This window comes from Rhodospirillum sp. A1_3_36 (assembly GCF_047263945.1).
GTDB lineage: Bacteria > Pseudomonadota > Alphaproteobacteria > Rhodospirillales > Rhodospirillaceae > Rhodospirillum.
In genome coordinates this window covers 1-23,107 of the sequence record NZ_JBLAVB010000002.1, presented here as the reverse complement: position 1 = coordinate 23,107, position 23,107 = coordinate 1, and the positions used below count along the sequence as shown (strand labels likewise).

Sequence of the window (23,107 nt, the reverse complement as noted above, 5' to 3'; positions counted from 1 at the left end):
CTTTTAAAAATAACAGCCTGGGGCCTGGCCCCAGTGGAGGACGGGGCAAAGCCCCGTGACGGGAAAGGACCGACTGTCGTGTACCGTGGCCAAGACGTGGACCAACTTGATCTCGGAGCACTCTAATACCAATGGCCCTTGATTGTGACTCGTTGGGGCGGCTTGGTGATTCCCTTCCTTGAACCAGAAGGAGGGAGTCATGGTTGTTGCAATAACCCAAACGGATTTGACGGTGAAGGATCTCTGCGGAGCGGCGTCGCGGACCTCGGATGGCGATGCTGCCCGCCGCATATTGGCGATCACTCTGATTTTGGAGGGAGCGGACCGCAAGTCGGCGGGGGAGACTTGCGGCGGACTGCCAACGCTTCGAGACTGGGTCCATCGTTACAATGAAAAGGGCCTCGATGACCGGCACAACCGACAGGATCTTCGACGCGTTGGTGTCAATCTTGGTCTCGTCGATCGACACCGTACCGAGCTTCAGGAGCCCGGACTCCTTCGCCCTCAAAAGGACCTCGACCTCCTGGAACGCGGCCTCGAAGGCTGTCCTGTTCGCTCGCCGGAAAGTGGCGATTGTATCATGATCGGGGTGGCGGTCCGCAGCCACCAAACGCACACCAAGATCCCGATAGGTCGCCCGTTCCAGGCGACGCGAGGAGAAAAATCCGTTCGCAGAGCCGTAAATCAGACGCCCCAGCATCATCCGGGGATGATAGCGCGGCTGGCCAACGGCCCGATGGCTGATCTTGAAAGCATCCAAGCTCACCCGGTCCAGAGCCGCGATCACGAAATGGGCCAAATCGTCCTCCGGGACCCAATCGTTCAGACTGGGCGGCAGCAGGAGCAGCCAATTTAAGTTGAATTATTTAAGTTTTACAATTTGGGATAACGCCAAGCGGGGGAAAATCCGACAGTCTGCTGGGGCGCGAAGTGCCGAGAAATTGACATGCGGTGCTGCTGTCACAGACCATTTCGCGCTGGCGATCCGGTCGAACATACAGGCTGGAGCTTTCCGTAATCAATCCGACGCCTGACAGGAAAAACTGCAACGGAAAACCGGCACGCCAGCCGTCTCAATTACCTCATGGATAGGAACCTGCTGCCCCGCTCAGGGATGCCAAGGATAAAGAAGCTTCGTTCATTACCGGTTTCGTGGCTGCTCTGTCGTCGAGTTGCACAACGGTAGAAGGCCGAATTCGACTCTCGCTGAACAGACACCCGATGAAACCTATCATGAAATCGCACCACCACCCTGTCCGGGGCATGCCCCGGACAGGGTGGTGGTGGAGACGGCGCTGGCGGCAAGATCATCAAACCGGGAACAGCTTAACCGAGCCGCCAAGCTGTCCACTCAAGGGAGGCTACCTCTCGTTGGCATAACGGCAAACTCCACAAAAATATTCTACTCTTGATCGAATGCAACTTGACTTCGCAGCCATTGCTGCGACAATCATCTACCTTTTGGGTATTTTTGTTCCAGAACAAATTTCTAAGTGTTCTGTTTTCGCCATGCATCAATCACTTCTTCTCTTCTCATCGATGATGCCGGAGTTGCCCAATGGCTGTCTCATTGTCCAAAGGCGGGAATGTTTCCCTGAGCAAGGAGGCGCCTGGACTGACCACCGTCGATGTCGGCTTGGGTTGGGATGCCCGGGTCACCGACGGATCGTCTTTTGACCTTGATGCCTCGGTGTTTCTTTTGGCCGAGGGGGGCAAAGTCCGCAGTGATGCGGATTTCATCTTTTATAACAATAAGATTTCGGTCGATGGATCGGTCGTCCATCAGGGCGACAACTTGTCGGGTGAGGGCGAAGGCGACGACGAGGTGGTCTCCATCGATTTGAGCAAGGTCCCCGCTGATGTTCAGAAAACCGCTTTCTCGGTCACCATCCATGATGCGGAAGCGCGCAAGCAGAACTTCGGCCAAGTCAGCAATGCGTTTATTCGCGTTGTGAACAAGGCCGACGGCAAGGAAATCGCCCGCTACGACCTGTCCGAGGACTTCAGCACTGAGACCGCGATAATTTTCAGCGAAATTTATCGCAACAACGGTGAATGGAAGTTCAAGGCCGTAGGTCAGGGATTCGCTGGGGGGCTTGATCCGCTAGCTCCAAGTTTTGGTGTAAACATCGGCTAAGGGGGCCATCATGAGCGTATCTCTTACTAAGGGCCAGAAGGTCAGCTTGGTTAAGAACGGCGCGTCCCTCACCCGCATCTTCATGGGGCTAGGCTGGGATGTCGCCAAGAAACGTGGTCTGCTTGGAAGCATCTTCGGGGGCAATAGCGATATCGACCTTGATGCGTCCTGCCTGGTTTTCGACGAAGCCGGTCAAAGCGTGGACGAGATCTGGTTTCGCCAGCTTAAGGGTGTGGGCGGGGCGATCATCCATACGGGCGATAACCTGACTGGCGCGGGTGATGGTGATGACGAGTCGATAAAAGTTGACCTGTCCAAGTTGCCAGCCAACGTCAAATCACTGGTCTTTACAGTGAATTCGTTTCGCGGACAGACCTTCGATACCGTAGCCAACGCCTACTGTCGGGTTGTTGACGATGTGTCTGGGAAGGAACTGGCCAAGTTTACCTTGAGTGAATCTGGGTCCCACACCGGGATGGTGATGGCCAAGATCTACCGACACAATGGCGAGTGGAAGATCCATGCGGTTGGCGAGAAGGCGACTGGTCGTACATTCCACGACATGATGCCGATCATTCGGTCAGTGCTCTAAGACTGTGAACTGAACCGGCCCCTTGGGCTGTCACAAACTCGGGGATCACGAGAAGTGGAGGAGGATAGGGAGGCTTCAACACGGTGTCGGACGTCTTCATCCAGGAGGCGACCGCAAAAAAGGATGTCGGTGGATAGAAAGAGAAGTCCGATTCGGAATTTAAATGTACGTCTTGGCTTCATGGTCAATCTGCGATCATAAGTAGCGAGGGAATGAATGACCAGAGGAATGGGCCTTCTATTTTCCGTTGGCGATTCCTCTCGTGGACGAATCCTATTTGCGTCTAGAGTCTCCCCTCCTTACAGGGTCAGTGTTCGTAGCCCTGATCCCGCCTTTTGCCTGCGTTCTCCTCGAAGCACTGTTCAATAGATTAATCAATTGGATGGACGGGTTTGTCGAGACAGCTTTTCCTGACTTTAGGCCGAGGGGAGTCCCGAGGGGGCGTGACGAGGAATATACGGAAGGCGATCGGGGTAGAGCGGTTCCTTTGAAGGCCAGAAAGTTGACAAGGTGATTGGCTGGAGCCTCCGCTCGGGCATCTCCCCATGGATCGAACGATCCAGAGATGTCATTCACGGAATGGCTGAAGAAGAATATCACCGATGCCCAGGAGACGCTCAATGCCGAGATCACCAAGTTCAAGTCCAAGGATCTTCTTGAAGGCGGTGGTCGCTGGATGCGCCCTGGTCGCTTACGCCGATGGCAACGTTTCCGCTGAGGAAAAGCAGAAGATGATGGGGTATCTAAAATCTTCCGAACAACTCAGGGTCTTTAACTCGAGCGACGTCATCAAGATTTTTCAGAAGTACGGGGAAAAATTCGAATTCGACAAAATAATCGGTGTCGCTGACGGTAATTTTGACGAACAGGAAAAGACCGTGGTCCGGCGCATGTGCTCCGAACTTGAGCTTAATCCTTCCGACTTTAACGTATAATGTGACTATTGCCATGGCACACTTCGGTTTCCCGATCGAGACGGTTGCAATTTTCTGCGGCACGATTGGCCTGTCGGTCTTCGTGGACCTGTTCGCCCACCGTAAGACCAAAGAAATTTCGATTGGCGATGCAAGCCTTTGGTCTGCATTCTGGATCGGGTTGGCAATCGCATTTTACGGGTACCTTTGGATCCGCTTCGACAAACATTGGGCTGATTTGTACCTGGCGGGCGTTGCTTTGGAAAAATCCCTGTCCGTGGACAACTTAATGGTTTTCATGGCCATCTTCGCGTCGTTCGGGATCTCGGGGGGGCTTCAGCACCGTATTTTGTATTGGGGCATTATCGGCGCCCTGGTGTTCCGGGCGCTCTTCGTTGTCGTGGGCACCGGGCTGTTCCACCTCGCCCCATGGGTGGGCTTCGTCTTCGCTGCGATTGTTGCCTGGTCAGGCTGGAAGATGCTTCGCTCAGGCGGTGGTGATGAAGAAATCACGGACTACTCGCATCACTGGTCGGTGAAGATGACCGAGAAGATCATGCCGGTCTTCCCTCGCCTGCATGCGGAAAGGTTCTTCATCTCCCGCACCATCAAGGAGGACATTGTCAAGTCGGACCCGACCATCCGAACCGTGAAGGACGCGGCGGTGTTCACGACCCCTGCCTTCCTCTGCCTGATGGCGATCGAGACTTCGGACATTATGTTCGCTTTTGATTCGGTCCCGGCGGTCATTGCCATTACCCAGGAACCGTTGCTTGTCTACGCGGCAATGATCTTCGCGGTGCTTGGCCTACGGTCGCTTTACTTCCTGTTGGCGGCCTTGACCCGTTACCTGGTGCACCTGGAGAAGGCGGTTATCGCCCTGCTGTTCTTCATCGCCTTGAAATTGACACTTCAATCGGGCGAGCACGTCTTTGGCTGGGATTTCCTGCACATCGCCCCGAACGCGAGCCTCATTATCGTACTAGGGACCCTAGTCGTTGGGGTGGTTGGTTCGCTTATCTGGCCGGACAAGGAGGCCTTGGGCGACGTGGAAGAGCTCCTGGACGAGCGCAAACCAAAGGACGCATCTTGTTCGTACGGACCGCCATGGCCCTCGGAAGGAAGATCGCCCCGTCGTCATCATGCACCGCGACCGTGGATGTATCGCGGGAAAGGGAACTAACCGTGCCGTTCCGTCCATTGGACGATGGCGCGGTCTGAATCGAACGAGAGGAGAAAAGAATGGCCATTTCATTGAGCAAGGGTGGAAACGTCAGCCTGTCCAAGACCGAGCCCGGCCTTAAGAAGATCTTGATCGGTCTTGGTTGGGATGCCCGTTCCACGGATGGCGCCGACTTCGACCTGGACGCCTCGGCATTCATGTTGGGATCCGGCGGTAAGGTCCCGAACGACAATGCGTTTATCTTCTATAACAATTTGAAGTCGGCCGATGGATCGGTCGAACACACGGGCGACAACCTGACCGGGGAAGGCGAAGGAGATGATGAGTCCATCAAGGTCCAACTGGCTCTTGTGCCCGCAGATATCCAGACCATCGCCATCACGGTGACTATTCATGATGCCGTGGGCCGTATGCAGAACTTCGGGCAGGTGAAGAACGCCTTCATTCGTATTGTCAACGACGAGACGGATAAGGAAATCGCCCGGTACGACCTTTCCGAGGATTACTCGACTGAAACCGCGATGATCTTCGGCGAGGTTTACCGTCACAACGAAGACTGGAAGTTCCGCGCTGTTGGTCAAGGTTACGCGGGTGGCCTTGAGGCTATGTGTTCCCAGTACGGAATTAACGTTTCTTGAAGTAATCTAGAAAGTAGGAGAGAAATTGATGCGTCGCCTTCCCGTCTATCTTGTCCTTGACGTTTCCGGCTCCATGCATGGCGAGCCGATTGAGGCCGTTCGCAATGGTATGCAGATGTTGGTGAGCACCCTGCGAACCGATCCCTATGCGCTTGAGACCGCCTTCCTCTCGGTTATCGTGTTTGACGAGAAGGCACGGCAGGTCGTTCCTCTGACTGAACTGATGGTGATGCAACCACCGACCATTGAAGCGGGCTCCACCACTTCCTTGGGCGATGCCTTGAAAGTGACGAAGGAGTGCATTGAGCGCGAGGTCAAAAAAACCACCGCCGAAGAGAAGGGAGACTGGAAGCCCTTGATCTTCATCATGACCGACGGTCAGCCGACCGACGACTGGGAAAAGGGCCTTACCGAATTCAGGAAGGCCAAGACCGGAATGGTGATTGCCTGCGCCGCCGGTCCGCAGGCGGATACGTCGATCCTTAAGCAAATCACCGAAGTGGTGGTGTCCCTCGATACGGCCGACTCCTCGACCATCGGCGCGTTCTTCAAGTGGGTTTCCGCTTCGATTTCGACCTCGTCCAAAAAGGTCGATCTGAACAAGTCGGAATCCAGCGAGATCAGCGAATTGCCCCCGCCCCCGCCCCAGATCACCCTGGTGTGATGTCCGCCGTCTAAGAAAACAGGGGAGGGAAATGTGAGAAGGCTTCCAGTCTATCTATTGCTCGATACGTCTGGCTCCATGCGGGGCGAACCGATCGAAGCGACCAATACGGGTATCCGGGTGATGGTTAGCGCCCTGCGGCAGGATCCGTATGCCCTAGAAACCGTGTATGTCAGCATCATCACGTTCGACTCCGACGCCAAGGTGGTGGTGCCGCTAACGGCCCTGGATGAGCTTCAGGTGCCTGTGATCTCCACCCCCCAATCCGGTCCGACCCACTTGGGGCTTGCCCTCGAGACCCTGGGTGCCCGGATCCGCCAGGAGATCAAGCTGACGACGGCGGAAGAGAAGGGCGATTGGGCGCCGTATCTGTTCGTGATGACGGATGGCAAGCCTTCGGACATTCAGCTCTTCGAGGAGCAATGCCCGAAGATTCGGACCATCGGATTCGCGAGCGTGATTGGTTGTGTCGCTGGTCCAAAGGCCCGCAAGGAAGATCTTCAGCCCCTGTGCGACCATGTGGTGTCCCTGGATACAATGGATGCTGCGGGGTTCACGAGTTTCTTCAAGTGGGTGACTGCGGCGATCTCGGGGGGCAACCGGTCCGTGGGGGCAGCCACGACCATGGAGCTACCCCCGCCGCCACCCCAAATTCAGGTTGTTCTTTGAGGGAGACCAATGATGCGGCGGTTACCGATTTATTTCCTCGTGGATGTCTCAGAGTCGATGGTGGGCAAAAATCTGTACAGCCTTGAGGAGGGCATTGGCGCCATTGTATCCACTCTCCGTAAGGACCCTTATGCCCTTGAAACCGCGTTCCTGTCGGTGATTGCGTTTGCTGGCAAGGCGAAGACGGTTGTCCCGTTGACCGAGCTTGTCGCCTTCTACCCTCCGGAACTTCCGGCCGGTGGTGGCACGGCCTTGGGGGCGGCCTTGTCCCATCTGATGGACGAGATTGACAGGACGGTGGTGGTGACCACGCCAAATCGCAAAGGTGATTGGCGGCCCATCGTCTTCCTTTTAACCGATGGCCATCCGACGGATGACCCCTCGAAAGCGCTGGACCGTTGGAACCGTTCGTATCGCAACAGGGTCAATATGGTCGCCGTCTCCATTGGGGGCGGAGCTGACCATACCCTGTTGAAGCGGCTGACCGATGAAGTGATCGTCTTCAATGATTCAGCCCATGATGCCTTCGCCCGCTTCGTCAAATGGGTCTCCATGTCGATCCAAAGCCAAAGCCGCAGCGTCAGCGCTGGGCAGGATGGAAAGGTCAGTTTGGCCAAGGCCGAACCCGGACTGCTTGAGTCCGTGGAAAACGCCGAAGGCCTGACCCCATTCGCGGGTGTCGACGACCGCTACGCTGTTTTCGTAGGAAAATGCTCCAAAAAGGCCCTGCCCTACGTGGTCAAGTACGAACGCCATATGGGCCGGATCGAGACCAGTGATCCCGTCCTGTCCAAGCTGCTTCAGACACGCCGCTATGCCCTGGATGCGGTCGCACCAGTGAAGAATAGCTATTTCGAACTGTCGGATAGCGGGGACTCTGGGCAGTCCGTCAGTTCCGGTGATCTGATCGGGCAACCAAACTGTCCGCATTGCGGAGCGCGGTTTGCCATGGCGGTGTGCCAATGTGGGAAGATTAACTGCGTTGACGGTGGTGGTGATCACACCTGCCCCTGGTGCGGGCAGGTGACCACGTACACGATTTCGGAAAGTGGCGAGCACTTCGACATAGGGCGGGGCCGAGGATGACCGACAACTCTGAAGGCAAGAAGGCCGTTGGAAACGCGGTCAAAGAACTCGCCAATATGATGGTCCAAGCAAACGTCCCGGATCCGGGTGACAAGTACCCCGGCTTCGAAGGGCTACCGTCGGATCATCGCCGGATCCTCTATGCCCTCGACCGGATGGCCGCGTATCATCGACGCAAGAGGAAAGAGGACCGCGCGGTCGCACGGGAGACGCCTGTTTACGGGGCCAATGGAGACCCGATGCACCAACCATCGAAAGATCCTCCACCCGAGAGCCCGCCCCCATCCTTGCCTCCCGATCCCACGCCGATGGACGAGGCGACAAAATTCGAGCCATCCGTCAATTTCATTGATTCCCCCGCGAGGCTTTCCATGACCGCTGAAACGCCCTCCCTGCCCCCAGAGGAAGATGCCGTCGCCACAGGGGAAACCTCGCGGGACGACGCGGATGAAGCCAGCGGTCTTCCCCAACTCGGTTTCGATGCCCCAAAGCCGGCGGCGGAGCCAGGGCACGCGACGGGGACTGGTCCCACGGTGGTATCGGAACCCGCAACCAGGGGCAGGTCGGCGGCGCCACCGGAGGCGGCAATGGGAGCGCGGCCCGTGACGGGGCCAAAGCCCTCCGCACGGCGGGAGGCGACTCCCGCTCTCTCCGCTCCCCAGCCGGGCGGCATTCCCGCAGCGCCTGTTCGCCCCGCGGCAACGGAGACCAAGGGAATCATGCCCATAGAGACCGTCAAGAAGATGGTTTATCTGAAAAACGCCAAGGCTAACGAGCCCTACCAGGGGGCTGTCGAAATGGAGGGGCTCAAGGACCTGAAATTACAAGACGACGGCGGCAGCGGTCTGGCCCTGGACGAGGCCTCCGGGCTCCTGAAGGGCATACCCACCAACTGTGGCGATTTCGTTGTCCGGTTGCAGGGGTTGTTGTTCGGCAGGCGATGCGAAATCGTTGCCAACCTCGCGGTCATCCCGGATCCCAAGTCGCTTTGGGTCACGAAAGACAGTGATCGAAGTGATCCGTATTGGAAGCCCGACGAGGCGTTCGATCGCAAGGAAGGTGATCTGCTTTGCGTGGCTGCGAGCAAGCGGGGTCGTTCTCACGCCAAGGATGGCACGTTCCGCGATGATGATTTCGGCCTTTGGGAAAGCGGCCCGGAAGGCTGGCATATCGCGGTCGTGGCGGACGGCGCGGGCAGTGCGAAATACTCCCGGCGTGGGTCAAAGATCGCCGTCGATCGTGTTCTCGGCGAATTGCCAAAATTGCTTCAGGACCACCTTACCGAGCATCTGGAAAAGCTTATTCCGGCCCACTTACAGGGCAACGAGGATGCGTCTTTGGGGATCAAGGGCCAACTGTACCTATCCCTAGCCACCGTCGCGTTCAATGCTGCCAAGGCGATCGAGGAAGAGGCTGCGGTCAAGGCTGAAAAGGCTTCCGCGTTCTCGACCACGCTGATTATCGGCGTCGTTCGCAAGGTGCCGGAAGGATGGTTCATCGCCGGATTCTCGGTGGGTGACGGCGGGGCCGCAGTTTTTAATGTCCAAGACGGCTCCCTGACCCCCCTTACGCAACCCGATAGCGGAGAGTTCGCTGGCCAGACCCGGTTCCTTCAAAAGTCCGAATTCTCGGGCGGATTCGAGGATGTGGTGAAGAGGATCTTCTTTGATGTCCGTGAGGAATTCACGGCGGTTACTTTGATGACCGATGGTATTTCCGACCCCAAATTCCCGACCGATGTGGCCTTCGCCGATCCGGCCCGTTGGATGGATTTCTGGAACGACGATCTGACAGAGGCCGTCAATTTCTCCCGTGAAAACGAGGACATGGAACGGCAAATCCTGGAATGGTTGGACTTCTGGTCGCCCGGGAACCACGACGACCGAACCATCGCGGTTCTGGTGCCCTGAAGGAGCATAGAATGAACACAATAAAGCTCACTACACAAGACGGGCAACAGGTCGAGTACGTGGATGAGATCATTGCCCAGGGCGGCATGAAGGATGTTTACTTCAGCCCCGACCGGTCCTACGTCATCGCCTTCTTTCGCGACGCGCTGGATTATCAGGGTAAGGAACGGCTAAAAGCCATCATTGGGGCTTACCGTAATGGCATCTTCGAAAAGGAAGGCGGCGAATACTGGAAGAATCTGTTCTGCTGGCCAACCGGCATCGTCGAAAAGGACGGCAAATTGGGAGTCGTCGTTCCGGTTTATCGCTCGCATTTCTTCTTTTCTCACGGATCCATCAGTAACGATATGCTGGGCATCAAGGGGAAGGAGAAAGAGGGAAAATGGTTCGCCAGTGCCTCTAACCGCTCGAAGTTCCTCGCTCCCGAGGAAAAGGGGTCTTGGCTGACCCATCTTCGCATCTGCTTGATGATCAGCCGCGCGGTTCGTCGCCTGCATGCGGCGGGCCTTGCCCATTCCGATCTCAGCTACAAGAACGTCCTGGTCGATCCAACCTCGGGCGAGGCTTGCGTGATTGATATCGACGGGTTGGTCGTCCCCGGAAAGTTCCCTCCAGACGTGGTTGGTACGCCAGATTTCATCGCCCCCGAGGTTATCGCAACCCAGCATCTGGAGAAATCCGACTCCAATCGGAAGCTGCCGTCCACATTGACTGACAGGCACGCTTTGGCTGTCCTGATCTTCATGTACCTGTTCTATCGTCATCCCCTGAGGGGCGGTAAGGTGCATGACATGGACGCCACCAAGGACGAGGAACTCGCCATGGGCACGAAAGCCCTATTTGTCGAGCACCCGACCGATACGTCCAATAGGGTGAAGGCGGACCAACTCTCCAAGGCACAGTTGCCGTGGGGTGACCCGGCTAAAATGCCGTATGGCATCGCGGGGCATCTGCTCGCTGATCTGTTCCGGAAAGCTTTCGTGGACGGGCTGCACGAACCGCACAACCGCCCGACGCCGTCGGAATGGGAGAATGCCCTGGTACGGACGATCGACATGGTCCAACCCTGTTCGGCAAAATGCGAGATGGGCTGGTATGTGTTTGATAATACGACCCAGCCGAAGTGTCCCTTTTGCGGCACCGTTTACAAGGGCACGCTGCCCGTTCTCAATCTGTATTCCAGTCGCCACAGTGGTTCCTACCAGCCAGACAACCACAGGCTCATGGTCTGGGATGGGCAGTCTCTATTCCCGTGGCATGTCAACCGCAAGGTCTTTCCGAACGAACACCTGACGCCGGATCAGAAAAAGCGCGTTGGCTATTTCCAGTTTTACAATGGTGTCTGGGTCCTTGTGAACGAGGGGATGCCCCAGATGCGGGACGTCGCCGCCAAGAAGGATGTTCCGATCGGTGGGTATGTGGCCCTGACGGATGGAGCCCAGTTCCTGCTTTCCGCCGACGAAGGTGGCAGGCTGATTCAGGTGCAGTTGGTGAAAGGCTGACCCCAGTATATGGGGGAAAACTTATAGGGGGAGTGGACCATGACCGGTTTGTTATCTGACAAGCGCTTCTATTTCGTGGCTTTTGGCGCGGTCGGTGGCCTGATGAGTGCCCTGTTATACCATTTGTTGGAGCCAGATTCAGCCCTCGGTACCTGGGTTGTCGGGGTCGGAGCTAATGGCATGCTGACAGCGGTTTTTCTCGCATTTGGTCAAGGCCGGTACGCGGGCAAGGGCTTCAACGCCGCCGATTTAATGAAAGCCGTGATCGTGGGTGGCGTCGGCGGAGTTCTCGGTAGCGTTGTGGCCTTCTATATCGGATTCCCGGTCGCCAAATTTCTGAATGTCAGCAGCGACGTGGGCCGTTTTATCGGCTGGGGCCTGTCAGGCGTGGCTGTCGGTATCGCCATTGCCAAGGTGGTTCCAAACCTTAAGTTGAAAACTGCTTGTGTTGCCGGTGGCCTAGGGGCGATCATCGGCTGTTCGTTGATGTATGTGATCAATACCGTGATCCACGGCGCCGGGCTGACTATTGGGTTGACGACCGCGAGTGCGATCATTGGTCTCGCCATTGCCACCGCCGAAACGGCTTTCCGCCATGCCTGGCTTGAAGTGACGATCAAGCCCAAGGGGTTGACGCTGGAGAAGGAGCGGACCCTGACTGTCACCCTGGGCGACAAGCCTGTGCTGTTCGGTTGCGCTGGGGATGCCGACGTGAGGCTAGCGGAAATGGCTGGGGCAAAGGCCCACTTCGCCAAGGTTTCGCTGTCCGGGAGTGACGTGACGGTTCTCGACATGACCACCGAGAAATCCCGTGTTATTGCCATCGACGATGGCTTTGACGTCTCCAACGCACGGGTGGTTGTCCGGTCCAAGTAAATGTTGGATTGAGCAACCTTTTGTCTGTAAAATTGGATCTCGTGTTATCCCTCATCCGTGATTTCCATGTTGATGTAGACGCGGTCGGTTGTTTGCCACTCTTCGTCGATCTCGGCGAGGATGCCTCGTTCGGAAAGACACGGACCTTTTTGGTGCTTCGCTTGATTTCCTGTTGGACGGCGCGCTCGATGGGATTTGATGTCCGCATGCGGCGTCGATGCTTGTTCGGCAAGGTGAAGACGGCGAGCCCTTCAGGAATATTCTCTTCCAGCCATCGAGCCAATCTGGGGGCGCTTTCCCGATAGTGCGCCACCAAGTCGGCCAGTTCGGTTTGGGCGCTGACCAGATCCTTGGCGTTCCAGACCGCGCGCAACTCCTCTCCGATGCTCTTATACCAGCGGTCAGAAGTCATGACAGGTTAGCCCAATCACGGCTGGCGATGGATGTGATTCGAGCCGGGTCCGCGATGAGGGCGTTCCATGCGGCGCAACAGGCGTCAACGATGTCCTCGTAAGTGTCGTAGAGGCAGTTGGCGAGTTTGTTTTTTCGCAGGTATTCCCAGATATTCTCGGCTGGGTTGAGTTCGGGGCTATAGGGTGGCAGTTCGATCAACGTCGTGTTTTCAGGAACGACAAGATCATCGCTGCCATGCCAGCCGGCGCCGTCGAGCACGACGACGGCGTGAGCATCTTCGGCCACATGCCGGGAGATTTCGGCCAGGTGCTTGGTCATGGCCTCGGTGTCGGCGCGTGGCATGACGAGGGCGGCACCGACGCCCCGGGCCGGGCAGACGGCACCGAAGATGTAGGCCGATTGGTAGCGCGTATCGCGCACGGCACGGGGCCGAGAGCCGCGCCGTGCCCACAGGCGCGTCAGGGTTCCTTTCTGACCGACCCGGGCCTCATCCTGGAACCAGACCTCGATGCGCTTGCCCCTGACGCTGGCCGGGAGCGCCGCGGCGACCCTGTCGGCGAAGTTTTTTTGAACGTCTCCTGGCGCCTTCGTCCGTTTTCGGATGGCGCGGGCGCGCCGACAGCCGGGTAAATCCGCGTTGATGCAGAATTCGCCCGACATGACGCTCGGACAGCTCTACCTTGAAATCCTTGGCGATGACGGCCTGCAAATCCACGCGGCGCCAGCGCACAACGCCATGTTCGGCGATGTCGGGGCCGGCCTCGACAAGGGCGTCCAGCTTTTCGAGGTGCGCTTCCTTCAGCCGAGGCGGGCGCCCAGAGCGCGGACGATCCGTGAGCCCGGCGACCCCCTCCGCGTTGTAACGATGCACCCAATCGCGCAGGGTCTGGCGGGTCATCCCACCTGCCTCGGCCGCGTGGGTCCGAGACGCTCCCTCGATCACCAGTGCGATCGCCAACATCCGGCGTGCTTGCGCCACATCGCCCACCCGGCACGCCTGAGCCCGCAGGTCAGCCGCCGACAGATCCAAACGTGTGATGGCCACTGGCATCTCTCAATTCTCCCCACCGATCCAGTTGCTTGAGAGAATCACAACCGAACCGGCCAGGGCAAGCCCACGCCCAAGCCCAAGCAAGAGTCATCAGGTCCGGTCGCTGGTATTATCCTGGCTTGGCTGGCACATTTGTTTGCCAGGATCCTTGAGATGGCTCTGATCCGTTACCGACCCCTCGGAATGAAAAGGGCGCTCCATGCCTCCCCTTGAAGCGATGATCAGCTCCCTTTTTCACAGGCGACGGCGTCCATTCCGTGGAAGGGGAACAGTCCCATGCGGATGGATTGGGTCATATGCCGGGCTTTGGCCATGGCTCGGGCCCGTTGTTCCGGAGTGAGGGTCTCCTCCGCAGCCTTCTCAAAACGACCGAGCCAAAGGTCGAACTGGTCTGGCGTGATGTTCCGGTTCATATGGACGGCGAAAACACTGCCTTTGTAACGACCCGTTCCCAGGATCTGGTGAGACCAGAAATCCACCACAGTCTTTTTATGCTCGGGCATATCAGGAATGGCGGCCCGGAAGAACGGGCCGAGATTTGGATCCTGGTCGCATAGGTCATAAAAGCGATCAACCAGCGCGACCATGCGCGCTTCATTCTCTTCGGTCATCTTACCCCCAATCGGAAAAGCTGTTCCCCAGCCCCATTATTCCCCATTCTGCGTTGCGGCATAGGGAAAAAAGGGAGCGTCCGTTTGGTTAGAGTGTTCCGAGATCAAGTTGGGCCATTTCAGGGCCATGGTACACGACAGTGCACCGTCTTTTTGGGCGATATAGCCCAAGCCCATTTGGGGGCAAATGCCCCCCCAAACCCCCAATTTTTAATGGCCCGTGGTCTGGGGCCTTTCGGCCCCAGCCTCGCCAAAGAGGGGGGGACGGGGCAAAGCCCCGTGACGGGAAAACACTCCCTGTCACGTACCATGTTTCATGGCCTAACTTGGTCTCGAAGCGCCTCCAAAATTTATAGATTCAGAGTGAAACTGGGCCAACTTGACTTAAGCTGATCCCGTTTCACTCTAGATCCGTTCGGAAAGCCATATGGCGACCTTGGTTCCGGCTTTGATGGCACCGGAGAGCAGGGGAAAGGCCGGCGCTTCCTCGGCACCATTGGCATAGCCGATGTCCCGGTGTTCCAGTTCCTCTTCCCGGAATTTGGCAATGGTCGCCTTCAGGGGAAGCTCGTCGTCGCCAATCTGCTCATATTGGGCTTGGTAATGTTCGTCGATGGCCTCTTCCACCGCCGTCGTACAAGCCATTGCAGCTTTCTCACCGATGAGCGCTGTTCCGGCACCCAGAGCGAAACCGGCCGCATGCCAGATCGGGGTCATCAGAGTCGGCCGGGCACGGCGCTTGAGCAGTTCCTTGTCAAAGGTGGCGAGATGCTCCTCTTCTTGCTCGAGCATATGCCGTAGGACGCCCACATTGGCGGATTTGTTGCCCAGGACCGCGAGTTGCCCTTGATAGATACGGACCGCTCCATATTCACCGGCCTGATCCACGCGCGCGATTCGCTTCAACAGGTCCTCTCGCGACAGGTTGCCGGCATAATGGCCCTGACCGGTGCGTTTGCCCGTGACGTGGCGGGCGGTGTCCTCCTCTGAGGGGAGATAGACGGGCACTTCGGACCGGGGGCGGGTGTCATGCGGACGCGTGCGGGCACGCGGGGACATCTTATGGGTCACGGGCGGCTTCCTTTTCGACTGAATCCGCTGGCTTAGGAGGAACCGGTGGGCTCGGCGGGAGAGCGGGCAGCGCCTCCTATGACGACGCCTGTCCTGACCACCACCGACCACGCCACACCAGGGCGGCGGTCAACAGACCGAGGCCCAGGCAAACAAGCATATTATATCCGGCCATGGTGATACCGAACAATGACCAAGCCGGTTCATCGCAACGGGGCAGGTCTGGAGCGGGTGCGGACATGACGGCGCGCAGATCCGCTAGACTGGTCACGCCACTGGCCGAGGGCGCTGTACCGCAGGAGGCCGTTCCTTGCCACCAATGGTATTCTACGCCGACGTGGAAGAAGGCAATTCCCGCATTGATCAGAAGGGCGAGGGCACAAAGGGCTAGAGCACCACCGCGCCACTTGGACGATAGATTGGGTTGGAAGGCCAAGGCAGCCAAAAGGGCTACCGCCACATAGGGAATTCGCTGATAGAGGCAGAGAATGCAAGGATCCAGACCCAAGGCGAATTGGGCATAGAGGGCGGCCAACAGGGCGCTTGCGCTGGCCAGGAGCAGGCCCAGCGCGACCACACGGGGCGACATGGGACGGGAAGACTGTGAGACCGGCATTTCGGACATGAGGCGCTCCAGCGCATGGGATCGGCGACCCGATCTGGCAGATGGTTTTGGACTTGCGGTGTTTAGTGCACCAGGACCTTCAGGGCAACAAACCCACCCAGGAGTAGCACGAAGAATACGGCTGTAAGAAGGCCAAGTCTCTTTTCAATGAAGGTCCGAATGGGCTCTCCAAACCACCACAGCAGGCCCGCCACCAGGAAGAAACGCACCCCCCGGGACAGGATTGAAGCGACCATGAAGACCATGAAGTCCAGGTGGACCGCGCCGCTGGAGATGGTGACCACCTTGTAAGGGAAGGGGGTCAAGCCCGCGCCCCCCACAATCCAGGCGCCCCATTCCTGGTACCACTCCTGGAACATCGCGAATTTATCGGCATAGCCATAGAAATCCATGACAGGCGAGCCGATGGACTCCCAAAGAAAGGCGCCAATCGCGTACCCCAAGGCGCCACCGAGGACGCTGGCGACGGTACACAACCCTGCGATCAACCAAGCCCTTTTGCGGGCAGCGAGGACCATGGGGATGATGAGAACATCCGGAGGAATGGGAAAAATAGAGCTTTCGACGAAGGCGACCACCGCCAGGATCCAAAGGGCGTTAGGACCACTGGCCTTCTCCATGGTCCAGTCGTACAGGCGGCGCAGCGGCGAGGCGTTCGGCTGGGGGGAGGCGGCGGTCATGAGGGGGCCTGTTCCTTGAGCGACGTCCGTGCCCCATTGGCGCGGCTCGCTTCGTTTACCAAGCGGTCCGTCTAGACGCAAGGCGCCACAGCCGGTCTTAACGCAAGGTGTTCCAGCCCATTTTGAATACCGGTGTCGTCTCTCATCCTGAAGCAAAGCGTTCCAGCCCGTTTTGACAGAAAGTGACAGAGGTTTGCGGGGGGCTATTCGAAAACACCGAGGATTCGTTACAAACTGGAAGCGACATTTCACCGAATTGTCGTCTTCTTGTCGAAGCGTCGGGTGATAGCGTTCGCCGCTGCGGAACAGGGGTGAGCGACCTCTGGTTCGATCTGTTGGAGGAACTATGACACATCTGGGCTTGGAACAAGGACGGGACGCGGATCCTGGCTTGGAATGGATGGGGCGGACCGATGGAGGGGCGTTGGTTTCAGCCCTGGTGTGGGTGCGTCGAATCGGCCAGGTCCCCATCGGCGTTCGGATCGTCGTTTTGGTGCTGATTGGCGTTCTGGCCTTTGGCGGCGCGGTGACCATCCACTTCATCAGTGACAACGCGGGCCAAGTGGCTGCGGAACGGCGATCCGTCTTCCGTGATCTGGATCTGATGATTAAGCAGACCGAGCTCTATCTGATGGAATTGCGTTTGGCCAAGGCCGGCTACGCCCAGAAACGGGAGGCCTCGGTTGACCGGTTCTCTGATCTGATCGATGGAACCCGGTCCTATTTGGACACAATTGAAAGTTTGTCGGAGGAGGCGGGCCTGGGTGCCGAAATGACCGGAACCTTGGGTCGTCTACGGAAGGCGACGGGCGCGTTGTCGACCCAAATGGCAGCCTATGTGGCGGCGACCGATCAGGTTGGGCTGACCGATGACGAAGGACTGCGCGCGGCTCTGAAGGGAACCATTCGCGACATCGAGGTGGAACTGGCTCAGTGGCCCAATGTGGGTCAGATCATGGGCAAGCTTTCCGGTCTGAAGCGGTTCGAGCAGGCCTTTCTGATGAGCCCGGATGATGAAACCCTGGGACGCTTGCGAAAGGCGGCAAATGAATTCGACTTCGCGCTGATGGGTGGTCCCTTTGATGGGGATACGGGGCTGCGCTTCTCCACGGCATTGTCGACCTATGTGAAATCCTTGAAGGGTTATATCGAGGCAGTGAACCTCAAGACCGCTGCGTCAGACGCCATGGAGGCAACCTTCACGGACTTCGCGACCTCCCTACAGTCGTTGGCCGACCTCTCGGACCGGGACTTGGGGATTGCCCAACAGGCCTATGAAAAGGTTCGGGCTGACATGCTGCTGTTCCTTTACATCGTCGGCGGTTTGCTTCTCACCCTGTTGATTGGCGCCTCCATTCTCGTGGCGCGGTCCATCTATCGGCCCATTGGTCGTATCGAGACGGCCATGCGCGCCTTGGCCGAAGGTGCACAGGATGTGGAGGTGCCCGGCCTGGGGCGGCGGGACGAAATTGGTCGTATGGCCGAAGCGATTTCTGTGTTCAAGCGGAACGCGGCAGAGGTGGAGCGTCTTCAGGCGGATCGCATCCGCCAGGAAGAGGAGTCCGAACGCAAACGCCGACAGGTCCTTCTGGAACTGGCCGATGATTTCGAACGCAGCGTGCGCGGTATGGCCCGAGACCTGGGTGAGGCCGCGACGGTCATTGACCAAAAAGGCAAACGCATGGTTGGCGATGCCCATCAAACCCATGCGGTGGGGCGGGGCGTATCCCAATTGATCGCCGAGGCCGCTGGGACCATGGCTGAGGTGGTTAAAAACGCCGATAGCTTGGCCCATACGGCGGGGAAGGTGCGAGAGCATCTGGCGGAATCCGAGACGGCCATTGACCGGGCTCTGGTTGGCGCGCGGGATTCCAATTCCCGGGTCTCGGCTCTGTCCGACGCGGCGGTGCGAATTGGCGAAGTCGTTGATCTGATCACTGCCATTGCCGCCCAGACCAACCTTTTGGCGTTGAATGCGACCATCGAGGCCGCCCGGGCGGGCGACGCGGGCAAGGGGTTTGCGATCGTCGCCGGCGAGGTCAAGGGGCTCGCGTCTCAGACCAACCGGGCGACGGAGGAAATTGCCACCCAGGTCCAGAGCATTCGCACCGAGATCCGCCGCACCGTTGATGGGATTGCCACCGTCGCCGAAGAGGTGACCAGAGCCCACGACATCACCGAGGCCCTGTCAGAGGCGATGGGCAACCAAGAGCAAGCCATGGGAAGCATTGGCCGGGCCCTTGATGGGGCGGCAAGCAAGATGGATACGGTGACAGGAAACCTTCAGGACATGGGCGGGTCCATGGCGCGCTCTGCGGGGTCTGCGGAGGAAGTTGGGGAGACCGCTGCCCGTCTCAGCGGCCAGACAGCGAGCTTGGAAAAGGAACTGGATGCCTTCCTGGGGCACATTCGGGGCGAGGATCGGCCAGCGGCATAAGGGGCAGTCCCGACCCATTTACTCCACGTCCTTACTCCATGTCGATGCGGACGACCTTCCAGATGGAGCGTTCCTGATAAAGGTCGGTAATCAGGATCGGATTGGTATCATAGGGATAGATCACCCATGCGGGGCCATAGGTCGTTGGGTCCAGGGGGGCGCCGTCCATTTCGATGGCCAGGATCACGTTCCAATCCGCTGCGTCCATGAAGGGAATTTGCACCGAATAGCCGTCCTTGGCGGTAACGGTCAGTCTGCGACCGGCTTCTTTCGCTGCTGCGAGGACATCCCGAAGCAGGGGGCCTGTGAATGTGGGGGTTTCATCACCGGTCCATGGTGTCGTCGTGGTGATGGTCTGCATCCCCAGGGCTTTCAAATCAGCCAAGGAGAAGGTGGCGGGCTCTCCCTGGTCGAGGGGACCCGCGACACTTAGAATCGGTTGGTCGGCCCAGGCCGGGGACAGGGGGGCGCCCAAGCAAAGCAGGCAGGTCAAGACCAATCCCGAAGCCAGCTGCGGAAACAACGTCAGAAGACGGGCCATCGTCTGGAGCATGGGATGTTTCTTTCCAAGGCGGGGATGAGAGACCGGAAAAAGGGAGTATGAAGGCGGGGCCTGTCCGGCGGTACAGTTTTCTCCGCCCCTCTGCCAAGAGGCTGCTTTGCGGTGCGGCGCAGGAGACGTTCCGCCAAGTGGGAAAAAGAGCGCTATTTTTCGTGACTTAAAGCCTTTTTGGCCTTGCGGAGGCCCAGGAATACCAGGGCTACCACGATGGGGACCGCGATGCCGGTCACCAGTCCACTGTCCACCTTCGCGCCGCCAATGGACAACCCGGCGGCCTTCGCGCCTTTGGCGAGATAGCCCACCAGTCCGACCAGATAATAACTGATGGCGACGACGGACAGTCCCTCGACGGCTTCTTGCAGACGCAATTGCACTTTGGCCCGGCGATCCATGCTGGCCAACAGATCCTTGTTCTGGGCCTGAAGGTCGACCTCCACCCGTGCGCGCAATAGGGCTGCGGACCGGGCACAGCGCACAGAAAGTTCCTCCAGCCGCACGGTGACCGATTGACAGGTGGCCATGGCCGGGGCCAGGCGTCGCTCCAGGAATCCTGAGAAGGTGATGAGGCCTTCCAGTCGTTCGGCGCGCAATTCCTCCAGTCGCCTTTGGACCAATTTGTAATAGGCGCGTGACGCGGCAAGCCGGTATCCGCGGGAGGCGGCAATGGCTTCGACCTCCGCCGTCATGGTGGACAGCTCGGACAGCAAATGCGCGTCTGATTCGGGCGAGCTTGGATCGGCCATGCGGGCTGACAGGTCAGCCAAGGCCGTATCGACCTTACGCAGGGCTGCGCTGGCGCTTCGGGCTTCGGGGAAGGCGAGCAGAGCCAGAGCTCGGTAGGTGTTCACCTCCAACAGGCGCTGGACAATGCGTCCGGCATGTCGGGGATTGAGGTCGATATCGCGCAGGAGGATCCGATTGCACCGGTCCCCGTGCATCCGCAGGTCGGAATAGGCCTTCCCGGCACCGCCCCCGACATAGGATCCGATCACCTGGTTGCCCGCAAAGTGGCGCAGGCTGAGGTCTTCGGGCGGATGTTCGATTTCATGACGGCTTTGCAGAACCAGATGGACGCCGGTCAGAACTTCTCCGGGCAAACTGGCGAGCCATTCCTCGGGCAGTTCGGACAGGACCGGTTTTTCGAAGGGGAATTCGCCGCCCATGCCACGGCGGATAAAGGTCAGGGAGCAGAACTCCGTATGTTGCTCATAGCGGACCCGGAGCGCCCCGATATCCCCTGCAAAATGGCTGGCCCCGGGGGCAGGCGCCGCTCCCCCCAACCTGGCGCACAGGGCTGCCAAGTGCCTGGCCATGGCCTCCGGGTCACTGAACATAACCGCCAGATGGGTCAACTGGGCGGGGGCCTCTATGGCCTCCGAAGGGCGGGTGTGTAACTCGTTGGCCAGGGTCTCCCTGAGGGGATGCTCAGGAAAGGGGGGGGCAACCATGGTATCAGGCGCTCCGAATGGCATTGATGAAGGCGGAGATCCGGGCGGGGTCCTTGACGCCCGGTTCGCTTTCCACGCCGCTGGAGACATCCACGGCTGGGGCTTTGGTGCGTTTGATCGCCTCGGCCACGTTCTCCGGAGTCAGTCCGCCTGCGAGGATCCAGGGCAGGGGAGACTCCCAACCGTCCAGCAGGGACCAGTCGAAGGCCGTGGCGTGACCGCCGGGACGATCGGATCCGGCGGGCGGGCGGGCGTCGAGCAAAAGCTGATCGGCACAGTCGGCATAGTCCTTGGCCCGCTCCAGGTCCTGGGCGTTGGAAATGGGTAGGGCTTTTATGATGGGGAGGCCATATTCCAGGTGCGCCCAGTCCAAGCGTTCGGGAGGCTCTTGACCATGGAACTGCAGCATATCGAGCCGCACGCGGGAGATGACGGCGTCAAGGGCGGTATCGTCGGCATCAACGAAAAGCCCCACCCGCAGGGGGCCGCCGTCTTCGGCATGAGGCACCATGTCCAGCAGGTCCGCTGCGGCCTCTATGGAAATGTTCCGGGGTGAGGGGGGAAAGAAGACCATGCCGATCATGTCCGCTCCCTCGGCCAGGGCGGCATCGAGGCCGTCCTCCGAGCGGAGGCCGCAGATCTTGATCAGCGGGCCGGACTTTTTCTTGCGGGGGCGGCTCATCGGGATGGCTCCATTTCGGGGTGGGGGCCTTCCAGCTCTCCGGCGATCAGGCGGGCGGCCTGGATGGGATCGTTGGCGCCGGTGATCGGGCGACCGATGACCAGAATGTCAGCCCCATCGGCCATCGCGTCATGGGGGGTGACAACCCGTTTCTGATCCCCGGCAACGGCCCAAGTGGGGCGCACACCTGGGGTCACCAGCAAGAAATCCGAACCCAAATCGGCGCGTAGGGTCTTGGCCTCTTGGGCGGAGCAAACCACCCCATCCAGTCCGGCATCCCTGGTCAGCGCGGCCAGTCGGCGCACCTGATCCACAGACCCATGGGTAATACCCGTATCGGTCAGGTCCGCGTCATCCATGCTGGTCAGGACGGTGACGGCGATCAGCTTGGGGGGAGCGACTCCCAGTACATCAGCCTCCTCCAGCGCGGCGGCACGAGCCGCTGCCATCATGGTCCGTCCTCCTCCGGCGTGGACATTGAGGATTGCGGGTGCCAGGGGCATGACACCCCGTACCGCACCAGCAACGGTATTGGGGATGTCATGGAACTTCAGGTCGAGGAAGAGGGGAAGGCCACTGGCCTTCTTGACTTCCTTGACGCCCCTATGGCCGTTCCGGGTGAAGAATTCCAAACCAAGTTTGATTCCTCCGACCTCCTCTTGGAGGCGGGAGGCCATCGTTGTTGCATCGCTGACCTTGACGGTATCCAGCGCGACGAAGACCGGGTTTTCACTGAAGCGTGCCATGATGGTGATATCGCTAACATATTGCTGAGAAGATCGTTATTTGGACTTTAGTCTATCGAGATGGGGATCTCCAGCGAAAGGCCCGTGAAGGGGGCATCCCATGTGCAAAGTGAAGGAGTCTGCTCCTATCGAATTTCGTCTTCAAAAGCACTCTAGAAACTGTCTGTATCGCCTGTCGTCGAGAGCGGCTTCGCAGTTTCACATTGTTGCATAAGTCAGGCGCCTCAAGAAGTGCCAGGAGAGCACAAGATGCCGCCCTGTTGTCCAACATGTGCTCAGTGCTTCGACTCTTCTTCGGACTCGACCAAGCAGACGCTTGGCCTGTTTTAAGGGTGAGGCTCGAGAGCGCCTGGAGCCAGGAACAGTCTTCCGTCGAACGGTACCCCTCTCCGGTTTCCGGTAAATTTGGAGGGATTTTATCTTTTCCGATTGACGGGGTGGGTTTGGGTCTATAGAACCCGGCCTCCCGACGGAGCGTTGGTTTTGTTGGGGCCGGGTTTTCTCCCTGGCTGGTTTTGTTTAATTCCTTGAATTGGCATTATTTTCGGATGTGCCACCGCTTCCTTCGGGGACCGGAAGAGGGGTTGGGCGGGACAGAAAAAAGGGAGT

23 protein-coding genes and 1 pseudogene are annotated in these 23,107 nt (G+C 58.6%); 13 read left to right on the top strand and 11 right to left on the bottom strand.

Going from position 1 to position 23,107, the window contains the following annotated elements; all coding sequences use genetic code 11:
* Positions 1–415 precede the first annotated feature (415 nt).
* Positions 416–847: pseudogene (locus ACLIRY_RS04750) on the bottom strand (transposase); the annotation flags it as partial.
* Between the two features lie 711 nt (positions 848–1,558).
* On the opposite strand from ACLIRY_RS04750, the gene ACLIRY_RS04745 reads away from it, so the two are divergent.
* The 12 genes from ACLIRY_RS04745 (at position 1,559) to ACLIRY_RS04690 (ending at position 12,171) form a co-directional block, all read left to right on the top strand.
* Complete coding sequence (locus tag ACLIRY_RS04745; protein WP_413204217.1) at positions 1,559–2,137, top strand: TerD family protein; 579 nt, start codon at positions 1,559–1,561, stop codon at positions 2,135–2,137.
* 10 nt (positions 2,138–2,147) lie between these two features.
* Positions 2,148–2,729 carry a TerD family protein gene (locus ACLIRY_RS04740; protein ID WP_413204216.1) on the top strand — a complete coding sequence of 194 codons (582 nt, stop codon included), beginning with the start codon at positions 2,148–2,150 and terminating at the stop codon, positions 2,727–2,729.
* Between the two features lie 565 nt (positions 2,730–3,294).
* A complete protein-coding gene (locus ACLIRY_RS04735; protein WP_413204792.1) occupies positions 3,295–3,447 on the top strand; it encodes a hypothetical protein in 153 nt (50 codons plus the stop codon).
* Positions 3,395–3,664 (top strand): tellurite resistance TerB family protein, encoded by a 270-nt coding sequence (locus tag ACLIRY_RS04730; RefSeq protein WP_413204769.1) that lies wholly within the window; start codon positions 3,395–3,397, stop codon positions 3,662–3,664. Before ACLIRY_RS04735 ends, ACLIRY_RS04730 begins: the two co-directional genes overlap by 53 nt.
* 13 nt (positions 3,665–3,677) lie before the next feature.
* Entirely contained in the window at positions 3,678–4,826 is a 1,149-nt protein-coding gene (locus ACLIRY_RS04725; protein ID WP_413204215.1) for a TerC/Alx family metal homeostasis membrane protein, read from the top strand.
* Between the two features lie 59 nt (positions 4,827–4,885).
* Positions 4,886–5,464, top strand: coding sequence for a TerD family protein (locus ACLIRY_RS04720; protein WP_413204214.1), 579 nt, complete (start codon positions 4,886–4,888; stop codon positions 5,462–5,464).
* Between the two features lie 28 nt (positions 5,465–5,492).
* Complete coding sequence (locus ACLIRY_RS04715; protein ID WP_413204213.1) at positions 5,493–6,128, top strand: vWA domain-containing protein; 636 nt, start codon at positions 5,493–5,495, stop codon at positions 6,126–6,128.
* 33 nt (positions 6,129–6,161) lie between these two features.
* Positions 6,162–6,797, top strand: coding sequence for a vWA domain-containing protein (locus tag ACLIRY_RS04710; RefSeq protein ID WP_413204212.1), 636 nt, complete (start codon positions 6,162–6,164; stop codon positions 6,795–6,797).
* A 9-nt stretch (positions 6,798–6,806) separates the two neighbouring features.
* Positions 6,807–7,883 (top strand): TerY-C metal binding domain-containing protein, encoded by a 1,077-nt coding sequence (locus ACLIRY_RS04705; RefSeq protein WP_413204211.1) that lies wholly within the window; start codon positions 6,807–6,809, stop codon positions 7,881–7,883.
* Entirely contained in the window at positions 7,880–9,793 is a 1,914-nt protein-coding gene (locus tag ACLIRY_RS04700; RefSeq protein ID WP_413204210.1) for a protein phosphatase 2C domain-containing protein, read from the top strand. Before ACLIRY_RS04705 ends, ACLIRY_RS04700 begins: the two co-directional genes overlap by 4 nt.
* A gap of 11 nt (positions 9,794–9,804) precedes the next feature.
* Positions 9,805–11,295: a helix-hairpin-helix domain-containing protein gene (locus tag ACLIRY_RS04695; protein ID WP_413204209.1), complete on the top strand. Its 1,491-nt coding sequence runs from the start codon at positions 9,805–9,807 to the stop codon at positions 11,293–11,295.
* Positions 11,296–11,334: 39 nt separating this feature from the next.
* The gene (locus ACLIRY_RS04690) at positions 11,335–12,171 is read left to right on the top strand and encodes a hypothetical protein (RefSeq protein ID WP_413204208.1); all 837 of its coding nucleotides are present in this window, start codon (positions 11,335–11,337) and stop codon (positions 12,169–12,171) included.
* Here ACLIRY_RS04690 and ACLIRY_RS04685 read toward each other — a convergent pair.
* The 6 genes from ACLIRY_RS04685 to ACLIRY_RS04660 form a co-directional block, all read right to left on the bottom strand.
* Complete coding sequence (locus tag ACLIRY_RS04685) at positions 12,110–12,583, bottom strand: transposase (RefSeq protein WP_413204207.1); 474 nt, start codon at positions 12,581–12,583, stop codon at positions 12,110–12,112. The two genes, ACLIRY_RS04690 and ACLIRY_RS04685, sit on opposite strands and share 62 nt — an antisense overlap.
* Positions 12,580–13,636 (bottom strand): IS630 family transposase gene (locus ACLIRY_RS04680; protein WP_413204206.1). Its coding sequence is split into 2 segments (ribosomal slippage): positions 12,580–13,159 and positions 13,158–13,636, totalling 1,059 coding nucleotides; the frame shifts between segments, so codons are not numbered across the junction. Before ACLIRY_RS04680 ends, ACLIRY_RS04685 begins: the two co-directional genes overlap by 4 nt.
* 221 nt (positions 13,637–13,857) lie before the next feature.
* The gene (locus ACLIRY_RS04675) at positions 13,858–14,247 is read right to left on the bottom strand and encodes a group III truncated hemoglobin (RefSeq protein WP_413204205.1); all 390 of its coding nucleotides are present in this window, start codon (positions 14,245–14,247) and stop codon (positions 13,858–13,860) included.
* Between the two features lie 405 nt (positions 14,248–14,652).
* Entirely contained in the window at positions 14,653–15,318 is a 666-nt protein-coding gene (locus ACLIRY_RS04670) for a demethoxyubiquinone hydroxylase family protein (protein ID WP_413204204.1), read from the bottom strand.
* 76 nt (positions 15,319–15,394) lie between these two features.
* Entirely contained in the window at positions 15,395–15,943 is a 549-nt protein-coding gene (locus tag ACLIRY_RS04665; RefSeq protein WP_413204203.1) for a disulfide bond formation protein B, read from the bottom strand.
* Positions 15,944–16,005: 62 nt separating this feature from the next.
* Entirely contained in the window at positions 16,006–16,623 is a 618-nt protein-coding gene (locus ACLIRY_RS04660) for a YqaA family protein (protein ID WP_413204202.1), read from the bottom strand.
* 346 nt (positions 16,624–16,969) lie between these two features.
* Between ACLIRY_RS04660 and ACLIRY_RS04655 the strand changes: the two genes are divergently transcribed.
* The gene (locus ACLIRY_RS04655) at positions 16,970–19,060 is read left to right on the top strand and encodes a methyl-accepting chemotaxis protein (protein WP_413204201.1); all 2,091 of its coding nucleotides are present in this window, start codon (positions 16,970–16,972) and stop codon (positions 19,058–19,060) included.
* 31 nt (positions 19,061–19,091) lie between these two features.
* On the opposite strand, the gene ACLIRY_RS04650 is transcribed toward ACLIRY_RS04655, so the two are convergent.
* The 4 genes from ACLIRY_RS04650 to pyrF form a co-directional block, all read right to left on the bottom strand.
* On the bottom strand, positions 19,092–19,613 hold the full coding sequence (locus ACLIRY_RS04650) for a molybdopterin-dependent oxidoreductase (RefSeq protein WP_413204200.1): 522 nt from the start codon (positions 19,611–19,613) through the stop codon (positions 19,092–19,094).
* 152 nt (positions 19,614–19,765) lie between these two features.
* Positions 19,766–21,070 (bottom strand): DUF3422 family protein, encoded by a 1,305-nt coding sequence (locus ACLIRY_RS04645; protein ID WP_413204199.1) that lies wholly within the window; start codon positions 21,068–21,070, stop codon positions 19,766–19,768.
* Between the two features lie 4 nt (positions 21,071–21,074).
* Entirely contained in the window at positions 21,075–21,752 is a 678-nt protein-coding gene (locus ACLIRY_RS04640; protein WP_413204198.1) for a phosphoribosylanthranilate isomerase, read from the bottom strand.
* The gene (gene pyrF, locus ACLIRY_RS04635; protein WP_413204197.1) at positions 21,749–22,498 is read right to left on the bottom strand and encodes an orotidine-5'-phosphate decarboxylase; all 750 of its coding nucleotides are present in this window, start codon (positions 22,496–22,498) and stop codon (positions 21,749–21,751) included. The genes ACLIRY_RS04640 and pyrF overlap by 4 nt, the downstream gene beginning before the upstream one ends.
* Positions 22,499–23,107: the final 609 nt, after the last annotated feature.